Source organism: Stutzerimonas nosocomialis, from assembly GCF_005876855.1.
In the GTDB taxonomy this organism is placed as follows: Bacteria; Pseudomonadota; Gammaproteobacteria; order Pseudomonadales; family Pseudomonadaceae; genus Stutzerimonas; species Stutzerimonas nosocomialis.
This window is the reverse complement of record NZ_QLAE01000032.1, coordinates 45,705-55,949: the sequence shown is the minus strand read 5'-3', so window position 1 is coordinate 55,949 and position 10,245 is coordinate 45,705. Positions and strand designations below refer to the sequence as shown.

7 protein-coding genes are annotated in these 10,245 nt (G+C 66.7%); 1 reads left to right on the top strand and 6 read right to left on the bottom strand.

Annotated features, from left to right (window positions below; all coding sequences use genetic code 11):
- Window positions 1–396: 396 nt before the first annotated feature.
- From DN824_RS17645 to DN824_RS17630, 4 genes are all read right to left on the bottom strand, one after another.
- Window positions 397–1,554, bottom strand: coding sequence for an osmoprotectant ABC transporter ATP-binding protein OsmV (locus DN824_RS17645; protein WP_138409718.1), 1,158 nt, complete (start codon window positions 1,552–1,554; stop codon window positions 397–399).
- A 16-nt stretch (window positions 1,555–1,570) separates the two neighbouring features.
- Window positions 1,571–2,224 (bottom strand): ABC transporter permease, encoded by a 654-nt coding sequence (locus DN824_RS17640; RefSeq protein WP_138409717.1) that lies wholly within the window; start codon window positions 2,222–2,224, stop codon window positions 1,571–1,573.
- Between the two features lie 268 nt (window positions 2,225–2,492).
- Window positions 2,493–3,386 carry a glycine betaine ABC transporter substrate-binding protein gene (locus DN824_RS17635; RefSeq protein ID WP_138409716.1) on the bottom strand — a complete coding sequence of 298 codons (894 nt, stop codon included), beginning with the start codon at window positions 3,384–3,386 and terminating at the stop codon, window positions 2,493–2,495.
- Between the two features lie 11 nt (window positions 3,387–3,397).
- On the bottom strand, window positions 3,398–4,111 hold the full coding sequence (locus tag DN824_RS17630) for an ABC transporter permease (protein WP_138409715.1): 714 nt from the start codon (window positions 4,109–4,111) through the stop codon (window positions 3,398–3,400).
- A gap of 235 nt (window positions 4,112–4,346) precedes the next feature.
- Between DN824_RS17630 and DN824_RS17625 the strand changes: the two genes are divergently transcribed.
- Window positions 4,347–5,930 (top strand): peptide chain release factor 3, encoded by a 1,584-nt coding sequence (locus DN824_RS17625; protein WP_138409714.1) that lies wholly within the window; start codon window positions 4,347–4,349, stop codon window positions 5,928–5,930.
- A 125-nt stretch (window positions 5,931–6,055) separates the two neighbouring features.
- On the opposite strand, the gene DN824_RS17620 is transcribed toward DN824_RS17625, so the two are convergent.
- The gene (locus tag DN824_RS17620) at window positions 6,056–7,651 is read right to left on the bottom strand and encodes an alkaline phosphatase D family protein (protein ID WP_138409713.1); all 1,596 of its coding nucleotides are present in this window, start codon (window positions 7,649–7,651) and stop codon (window positions 6,056–6,058) included.
- Between the two features lie 143 nt (window positions 7,652–7,794).
- The gene (locus tag DN824_RS17615) at window positions 7,795–10,191 is read right to left on the bottom strand and encodes a glucose/quinate/shikimate family membrane-bound PQQ-dependent dehydrogenase (protein WP_138409712.1); all 2,397 of its coding nucleotides are present in this window, start codon (window positions 10,189–10,191) and stop codon (window positions 7,795–7,797) included.
- Window positions 10,192–10,245 lie beyond the last annotated feature (54 nt).

Here is a 10,245-nt window from a genome sequence, read left to right as displayed (position 1 = left end):
GACATGCGGGTCTCCAGGGTGGGCAAATCACGCAAAGGATTTTGAGGGGGTGCCTTACACAAGCAATCGCAAAGCTGAACGTCTAATCAGTTTCCCCACTTTGGTTCGCCTACTTCCCAAGGCATGTCGCCGAGAATCACGTTTCTGCGCGATGAAGAACCGCAACCTCTCGTCGTCAGTACTTGAGCCGGATGGATCGTTTCCAGCATGGACGTTCGGGCGCGAACTTTAGAACCACAGCTGGCCGAGATCAATTAAAAATCCTGCTTCGTTCCATTTTTTCCAGGGCGGCGAACACCCCTCTGTTTTAACCGACAGGCATGACGTCACGATGTTCCGGATTCGACGCGCCGCTCGCCGACCGGATGGGCCGACCGGGGAGGCGGATACCGGCCCTCAGCCGGCGGCCTGCTCGGCCGGCGAGACGATGGTGGTCTTGCCGCGCGAGCGGCCGGAGCTGAGGTAATCGGCGATCGATTCCTGGGTGACTTCGCCCAGGAAATCGTTGTCGGCACTGAGCACTGGCAGCCAGGAACTGTTGAACTGGTACATGCGCGACAGGAGGATGCGCAGGTGTTCGTCGAACGCCGCGGTGGCGGTGAACGGCCGGATGAAGGCCCCGATCGCGCCGCTCTGCCCGCGCAGCTCGCGGCGACGGATGAAGCCCAGCGCCTTGTTGGCTCCGTCGGTCACCACCAGGTAGCGGCGATCGGATTCCTCCATCAGCTCCAGTGCATCGGCCACCGGCAACTCGGGCTGTACCGACGGCGCATTGTCGGCGGCGTCTTCGGCGCGGATCAGCAGCAGCCGCTTCAAGGTCGCGTCCTGGCCGACGAAGCTGGCGATGAACTCGTCCTTCGGGTGCGCCAGCAGGGTGTCGGGGTGGTCGATCTGCACCAGCTTGCCGGCACGGAACACCGCGATCTTGTCACCCAGCTTGATCGCCTCGTCGATGTCGTGGCTGACCATGATCACCGTCTTGTTCAAGGCCCGCTGCATCTGGAAGAACTCGTTCTGGATGGCGTCGCGGTTGATCGGGTCGACCGCGCCGAAGGGTTCGTCCATCAGCAGCAGCGGCGCATCGGCGGCCAGCGCGCGGATCACCCCGATGCGCTGCTGCTGGCCCCCGGAGAGTTCGCGCGGGTAGCGCCTGAGGTACTGCTTGGGATCGAGCTGGACCATGCTCATCAGCTCCATCGCCCGCTCGTGGCACTTCTTCTTGTCCCAGCCGAGCAGCTTGGGCACCACGGTGATGTTTTCCTCGATAGTCATGTTGGGGAACAGGCCGATCTGCTGGATCACGTAACCGATGTTGCGCCGCAGGCTGACCTCGTCGAGCGCCGCCGTGTCCTCGCCGTTGATCAGCACGCGCCCGGACGTCGGCTCGATCAGCCGGTTGATCATCTTCAGCGTGGTGGTCTTGCCGCAGCCGGAGGGGCCGAGAAAGACGCAGATCTCGCCTTCGTTGACGGTCAGGCTGACGGCGTCGACCGCGGTCACGTCCTTGCCGTTCTTCTGCTTGAAGGTCTTGGTCAGCTTGTCGAGTTCGATCATCCGTTTTCTCCGGCGCTCAGGTGCGCAGCCCCTTGGGCGTCAATGTACGTTGCAGCCACTGCAGCAGCAGGTCGGCGATGATCGCGAGAATGCTCACGATGATGGCCCCGACGATGAGCTGGCCCATGTCGCTGCGGCTGATGGCGGTCAGGATCAGTTCGCCGAGGCCCCCGGCGCCGATCACCGCGGCGATGGTCATCACCCCGATGTTCATCACCACCGCCGTGCGCACGCCGGCGAGAATCACCGGCACGGCGAGCGGGATGTCGACCATGCGCAGGCGCTGCCAGAAGGTCATGCCGATGCCCTTCCCCGCTTCGCGAATGCCGGGTTCGACATTGGTCAGCGCCAGGTAGGTGTTGCGCAGGATCGGCAGCAGCGAATAGAGAAAGGCCGCGGTGACCGCCGGCAACGGGCCCAGGCCCTGCCCGATCTTCGAGTACAGCGGCAGCATCAGGCCGAACAGGGCGATGGACGGGATCGTCAGTACCACCGTGGCGGCGCCCTGCAGCGGCCCGGACAACCAGGGAAAGCGCGTCATCGCCACCCCGAGCGGCACGCCGGCGAGGATCGCCAGGCCGACCGCCACGCCGACCAGGGCGATGTGCTGCAGGGTCAGGGTGCCGACCTGGCCCCAATCCATGTAGGTGAACGTCGATAACCAGTCCATGGGGCTCCTAGGGTCTGTTGAGGGTTCGGCGCGAGCTGCGCTGCGGCGATAAATCGCGCCAGGCAAGGAGCGGGACGCCGGTGATGGTCGCTCCCTTGCCAAATCCCGCGACGCCGCCTGGCGCGATTTGCCGCCCAGCCCGAAGGGACGGAGCGCTTCTTTCGCCATGCAGCACTGCTAGTCGTTCGTTCAAAGCAACCACGTTTTTCTCCTGCATGATTACGCGAAAGAAGCGCTCCGTCGCGCCGTGCGCAATCGTCAATAGCCCCTAGATCAGCTCGTGCTGGCGCAGAAAGTCGGCCGCCACCGCCGCGGGCGTCTCGTGGCCGATGTCCACCCGGGCGTTGAGCGCCCGCATGGTGTCGTCATCGAGCAACCGGGCCAGCGAGGCCAGCAGCTCGGCCAGCTCCGGGTTGGCATCGAGCACGTCGCGGCGCACCACGGGCGCTGCGGTGTAATCGGGGAAGTGCTGCCGGTCGTCCTCGAGCAGGTGCAGGTCGAAGGCATCGAGCCGGCCATCGGTGGTGTACACCAGGCCCGCGTAGACCTGCGCGTTGCGCAGCGCGGTGTAGACCAGGCCGGGGTCCATCTGCCGGACCTCGTTGCGGGTCAGCGACAGCCCGTAGCGCTCGACCAGCGGCGTCAGCCCGTCCGGACGGTTGGCGAACTCGATGTCGAAGGCGATCAGGTGCGGCTCGTCGGTGGCGTTGATCACCCGCGTCAGGTCGCTGATGGTGCGCACGCCGTCGCGTTCGGCGACCTCGCGCGGCACCGCCAGCGCGTAGGTGTTGCTGAAGCGCGACGGCTCGAGCCAGACCAGGCCCTTGGCCCCATCCAGCTCACGGACGCGCGCGAGCGAGGCTTCGGGCGAAAGCACCTCGGTCTGGTTGTTGTAGGCGAACAGCGAGGTGCCGGTGTATTCCCAGTTCAGGTCCAGCTCGTTGTTTTCCTGCGCGCTGCGCGCCACGGTGCTGCCCAGCCCGGCCACCACGCGGGTGCGATAGCCCTTGCTCTGCAGGTACTGCGCGGTCATCTGGGCGAGGATGCGCTGTTCGGAAAACACCTTGGCGCCGATGCGGATCAGCGGCTTTTCCTGGGCGCAAGCGAGCCCGCCGGCAAGCGCCAGGAACACTGTCATGCACAGCAGTACGTATCGTTTCATCGCGCGCATCCTCAGCGGGCCAGGCCGCGTTCGAGCCACAGGCGGCTGCCGAGGCTGACCAGCCCGTCGAGCAACAGCGCCAGCAACGCCGTGGTGGCGGCTCCGAGCAGCAACAACGCCTGGTTGTTCAGCGCGATCGCCGGAAAGATCAGGCTGCCCAGGCTGTTGGCGCCGATGAGGAACGCCAGCGGCGCGGTACCCACGTTCAGCGCCAGCGCCACGCGAACGCCGCCGACGATGATCGGCACCGCATTGGGCAGCTCGACCCGCAGCAGCACCTGGCTTGGCGTCATGCCGATACCGCGGGCCGCCTCCTTCAGCGAGCCCGGGACGTTCTTCAGCCCCTCATAGGTGTTGCGCACGATGGGTAGCAGCGAGGCGAGGAACAGCGCGAAGATCGCCGGCCCGTTGCCGATGCCCAGCACCCCGAGGGCGATCGCCAGCACCGCCAGCGGCGGAATGGTGTTGCCGATGTTGAAGACCTGCATGAAGCGTTCGGCGCTGCGGGCCATGAATGGCCGGCTGAGCAGCACCCCGACCGGAATGCCCAGCAGCAGCGCCATCAGCATCGAGGCGCCGACCAGCAGCAGGTGCGATTGCAGGTAGAACAGCAGATCGCCGCGCGTGTCGCGCAGCGTCTGCACACCGATCCAGTGAACCAGCAGCGCCAGTACCACGACGAGGACTGCCAGCCCGGCGAGCAGCTTGCCGGTGGTCTTGCTCATGACGACTCCCTTCGAACCCGCGCGTCGATCCGCAGGCATGTTCTGATGGGCGCGGCCCGCCTGGCAGGCGCAACCGCTTGATTCTCCGACGGCATTTGCCTCCAAGAGGTTCCACCGGCCTCGCGCGCGCAACGCTTGGCGTCAGGTCGGACGAACACGGCGACCTCCGCGGCGCCCGGGGTTTTGCCGTATACTCGCGGGCTTTTTCCGACACGCTTTAGATACCGGGACCGCCATGACCACCCAGGCCGCCGAAGTCGCGAAACGTCGCACGTTCGCCATCATTTCCCACCCCGACGCGGGCAAGACCACCATCACCGAAAAACTGTTGCTGATGGGGCAGGCGATCGCCGTGGCCGGTACCGTCAAGTCGCGCAAATCCGACCGCCATGCCACCTCCGACTGGATGGAGATGGAAAAGCAGCGCGGCATCTCCATCACCACCTCAGTGATGCAGTTCCCCTACCGCGAGCACATGATCAACCTGCTCGACACCCCCGGCCACGAGGACTTCTCCGAAGACACCTACCGCACCCTGACCGCGGTGGACTCGGCGCTGATGGTGCTCGACGGCGGCAAGGGGGTCGAGCCGCGCACCATCGCCCTGATGGACGTCTGCCGGCTGCGCGACACCCCCATCGTCAGCTTCATCAACAAGCTCGACCGCGACATCCGCGACCCCATCGAGCTGCTCGACGAGATCGAGGCGGTGCTCAAGATCAAGGCCGCGCCCATCACCTGGCCGATCGGCTCGTACCGCGATTTCAAGGGCGTCTACCACCTCTCCGACGACCGCATCTACGTCTACACGCCGGGCCACGGCCACGAGCGCATCGAGACCCGCGTGATCGAGAAGCTCGACTCCGACGAAGCCCGCACCCACCTGGGCGACCTCTACGAGCGGTTCGTCGAGGAGCTTGAGCTGGTCCAGGGCGCCTGCCACGCGTTCGACAAGGACGCCTTCATCCGCGGCGAGATGACCCCGGTGTTCTTCGGTACGGCGCTCGGCAACTTCGGCGTCGACCAGGTGCTCGACGCGGTGGTCGACTGGGCGCCCCGCCCGCTGTCGCGCGCCGCCAACGAGCGGGTGGTCGAGCCGGTCGAGGAGAAGTTCTCCGGCTTCGTGTTCAAGATCCAGGCGAACATGGACCCCAAGCACCGCGACCGCATCGCCTTCATGCGCATCTGCTCGGGCCGCTATGAAAAGGGCATGAAGCTGCGCCATGTGCGACTCAAGAAGGACCTGAAGATCGCCGACGCGCTGACTTTCTTCTCCAGCGAGCGCGAGATGCTCGAAGAGGCCTGGGCCGGCGACATCATCGGCCTGCACAACCACGGCACCATCCAGATCGGCGACACCTTCACCGAAGGCGAGAACCTGGGCTTCACCGGCATCCCGCACTTCGCGCCGGAACTGTTCCGCCGGGTGCGCCTGAAGGACCCGCTCAAATCCAAGCAGCTGCGCCAGGGCTTGCAGGAACTGGCCGAGGAAGGCGCCACCCAGGTGTTCTTCCCCGAGCGCAACAACGACATCGTGCTGGGCGCGGTCGGCGTGCTGCAGTTCGACGTGGTCGCCAGCCGGCTGAAGGAGGAATACAAGGTCGAGTGCGCCTACGAGGCGATCAACGTCTGGTCGGCGCGCTGGATCGAATGCGACGACAAGAAGAAGCTCGAAGACTTCAAGAACAAGGCCTACGAGAACCTCGCCATCGACGGCGGCGGCCACCTCACCTACCTGGCGCCCACCCGCGTCAACCTGAGCCTGATGGAAGAGCGCTGGCCGGACGTGAAATTCCGCGCGACGCGGGAGCATCACTAGCCCGTCGCCCGCGCCCGGCGCGAACCTTGCGGGCAGGCGTGCAAGCACGGCGCCTGCCCGCAAGGTCACACCCGGCCACCTTCTCCTGGACGACAGGCACCTGCCGATGCCTGTCGCGCTAGTCCTCAGGCGCGCTGAGGTTCCAGGGTCCTGGAAAACACCGCGGCACCGTCGATGTCCCGAAGGGTGACGCTCAAGGCGCCGCTGCGCGAATCGATCTCCACCTCTCCGAAGAACTGGAAGCCGGCATAGGGCGACGCGTTGGCGGTCGCCGGCGCTTTCTGGAAGACCACCTGCGGGCCGAAGGTCGCATCCAGCGGATTGGGCCCGAAGCTGCCGGCGTTGAGCGGCCCGGCGACGAACTCCCAGAACGGATCGAACTCCTGGAAGGCGGCGCGATTGGGGTGATAGTGGTGCGCCGCGCAGTAGTGCACGTCGGCGGTCAGCCACAGGGTATTGCGGACCCGATAACGGCGGATGAAGCCAAGCAGATCGGCGATTTCCAGCTCGCGGCCACGCGGCGGGCCGTCCTGCCCGTTGGCGATCGCCTCCCAGCGCGCACGCCCGGCTTCATCGGTGCCATCGGGCACATGCAGCCCAATGGGCATATCGGCGGCGATGACCTTCCATGTCGCCCGCGAATGACGCAATTCGCTCTTGAGCCACGTCAGCTGCTCGGCACCGAGAAACGCGGTGTCCGGCCCCTGCGTCTGCTGAAGGTTATGGGTGTTGGGGCCGCGATAGGTGCGCATGTCCAATACGAACACATCCAGCTGCGGCCCATAGGCGATCTTGCGATAGACGCGCCCGGAGGCATCGCGCCCCTCCAGGCGCATGGGGGCGTACTCCAGAAACGCCTGGCGACCGCGACGGGCCAGCAGGTCGATGTCTCTGACCTGGTAGCGCTCGTCCAGCACCTTGCCGGGGGACCAGTTGTTGGTGACCTCGTGGTCGTCCCACTGCCAGATCTGCGGCACCTCGGCATTGAACTGGCGCAGGTTGTGATCGAGCAGGTTGTAGCGGTAGTTGCCGCGAAACTCGTCGAGCGTCTCGGCGACCTTCGTCTTGGGTTCGGTGACGACGTTGCGCCACAGACGCCCGTCCTCGGCGGTCACCTCGGCCTGGATCGGGCCGTCGGCGTAGATCGCATCGCCGCTCTGGATGAAGAAGTCCGGCCGGCGCTGGCGCATGGCTTCGTAGATGCGCATGCCGCCGAAGTCGGGGTTGATCCCCCAGCCCTGGCCGCAGGTATCCCCGCCCCAGACGAAGCGGATGTCCCGCGCCCGCCTGGGCGCCGTGCGCAGGTGCCCCAACCAGGGCTCGCTGCGCACATGATCGCGGGCGTCTTCGAAATAGGCGCGATAGAAGATCGACTGGTCCGAAGGCAGGCCGCGCAGGTCCAGGCGCGCCGTGTAGTCGAGGCGCTCATCGGTCGGTCGCGAGACCATCCGCCGGGCATTGCCGAACCCGCTGGTGGTGTCCCACTCGACCACCAGCCGGGCTGGCCGATCACAGCGGCTCCAGATCACTGCGCGATCGGCCAGTACATCGCCGGACTGCACGCCGTCGGTCATCCAGGGCCGCGCGGTTGGCGCCGCGACGATGGCGGGCGATACGCCCAGCGCCGGCAGCGCGAGCCCCGCGCCGAGGCCTTGAACGAGGCGGCGGCGTATGGGGTCCGGTTCGGTATGGTTCTGCTCGGTTACGGTCGGTTCGGTCATGGTGGTCCCTCCAACGTGTGCCCGTCGAGAAGGGTTAAGCGACACGCTTGACAGAACCGTGACGCGCCGACGAACGGCGTGCCGTCGAGCCGCGCCCATGAGCCCTGAAGGCGACGGCACCACTCACCGCGACGCCTCCGGGCCTACTGCTCCTCCTCCAGCGTCCAGGCCACGACCGAATCGCCGATCTGGGTACCGAACGAGCCATGCCCGCCAGCCATCTGCACCACGTACTGCTTGCCGGTCCTTTCCGACACGTAGGTCATCGGCGTCGCCTGGCCTCCGGCCGGCAGGCGACCTTTCCACAGTTCCTCACCGGTCTGCAGGTCGTAGGCGCGCAGGTAGTAGTCCAGGGTGCCGCTCATGAAGGCCAGGCCTCCGGCCGTGACGATCGGGCCACCCAGCGCGGGCGTGCCGACCCGCAGGGGAATGCCCAGCGGGGCGCTGTCGCGGCTGGTGCCGTTCTTGCGCATCCAGACCTTCTGCATGGTGCGCAGGTCGACGGCGGTGACGTAGCCCCACGGCGGCGCCTGGCATGGCAGGCCGAGCACCGAGAGCAAGGGATTCAGCCGCACCATGTAAGGCGCGCCGAGGTTCGGCTGCAGGCCGGTCTCGCCGCCGCCTGTGCGCTCTTCGGGATCGACCTCGCTGCGCTTGACCATCTGCGAGACGAACGCCAGGTAGTTGGGCGCGCCGAACAGCAGCTGGCGGCTCGGGTCGACGGCCACCGAGGGCCAGTTGAAGGTCCCGACGTTGCCGGGGTAGATCAGCGAACCCTGCTCGGACGGCGGGGTGAAGTCACCCTCGTAGCGCAGCTTGCGGAACTGGATGCGGCACATCATCTGGTCCAGCGGGGTACCGCCCCACATGTCGCGCTCGTACAGCGGCTCGTCCGGCGCGTAGCTGAGGGCAGAGGCCGGTTGGGTCGGCGCGGTGAAATCGCCCTCGACGGTGCCCTGCGGCACCGGGCGCTCCTCGACCGGAACGATCGGCACGCCGGTGCGCCGGTCGAGCACGTACAGATCGCCGCGCTTGGTGGGCTGGATGATCGCCGGCACCCTGCCCTGCGGGGCGTCGATATCCACCAGGGTCGGCTGCGAGGGCAGGTCCCGGTCCCAGAGGTCGTGATGGATGGTCTGGAACTCCCAGCGCACGCGGCCGGTTTCCAGCTCCAGCGCGACCAGCGTCGCCGTGAAGCGCTCTGACTCGGGCGTGCGCAACACACCCCACTGGTCCGGCGTCTGGTTGCCGGTGGGGATGTAGACCAGGCCGAGCGACTCGTCGGCCGTGGCGATGGTCCAGGCGTTGGGCGTGCTGCGTACGTAGGTCTCGCCCGGCGGCAGCGGCTCGGTGGCGTCCGGGTTGCCCGGATCGAAATTCCACACCAATTGGCCGCTGCGCACGTCGTAGGCGCGAATCACGCCGCCCGGGGAGTCCACCGCGCCGTTGTCGGTGATCGAACCGCCGACGATCACCAGCCTTTCGGTGACCACCGGCGGCGAGGTGGGCAGGTAGACACCCAGCGCGTCGTCACCCAGCCCGACCTTCAGGTCGACCACCCCGGCGTTGCCGAAGTCCTCGCAGGGCTTGCCGTCCTCCACGTCGAGGGCGATCAGGGTGCCGTCGTTGGTCGGCAGGAACAGCCGGCGCTCGCAGCGTCCGGCAGGCTGCGGGCTGGTCGGCGTCGCCCCGGCATAGCGGGTCGCGTCGTGGAAGGCCAGGCCACGGCAGGTCATGTGCTGGTAATACTCGGCCTTGCGGTTGATGCTCGGGTCGAAGCGCCAGCGCTCCTCGCCGGTGTCGGCATCCAGCGCGATGGCGATACTGTGCGGGGTGCAGAGGTACAGCGCGTCGCCGATCTTGAGCGGCGTGACCTGGTTGGTCAGCTCGCCCGGATCGCCTTCGCCCGGCAGGTCGCCGGTGTGGTACTCCCAGGCCTTTTCCAGCTTGTCGACGTTCTCCGGGGTAATCAAATCCGCCGTCGAATAGCGGTCGCCCCGGTCCGAGCCGCCGTAGGCCGTCCAGGCGTTGGCGGAACGATCGGCCTGCCCGTCCGGGCCGATGCCCTGCATCTGCGCGTCGCTGAACTGGCCCTCGATCGAATGGTAGTCCTGGGTCAGCGAATAGACGGCCATCAGCACACCGGCGAGCAGCCCCACGCCGAGCAGGCCGCTGGCACCGTCGCGCCAGGAGCGCCGGTCGTCCACATGGCGGTTGACGAAGGGCAGGATCAGCCACAATCCCAGCAGGCACCAGAGATCGATGCGCGGCGCCAGTTGCCACCAGTCGAACCGCACCTCGTAGATCGTCCAGGCCAGCGTCGCCAGCAGCAGCACCGCATACACCCAGAGCGCCGCCCGGCGCCGGGTGAACAGCAGGCCCGCCACCACCAGCAACCCGACTCCGGCGACCAGGTAGTACCAGGAGCCACCCAGTGCCGCCAGGTAGAGGCCGCCGGCCGCCATGATGCCGCCCAGCACCAGCACCACCAGGGCGGTCAGGGTAATCCGCAGCGGTCGGGCCCCGTGTTCGATGCTCATCAGCACGCTCCTGCTCGTCGGTTGAGGCGAAGGGGCGAAGCGAAACGTTTTGAT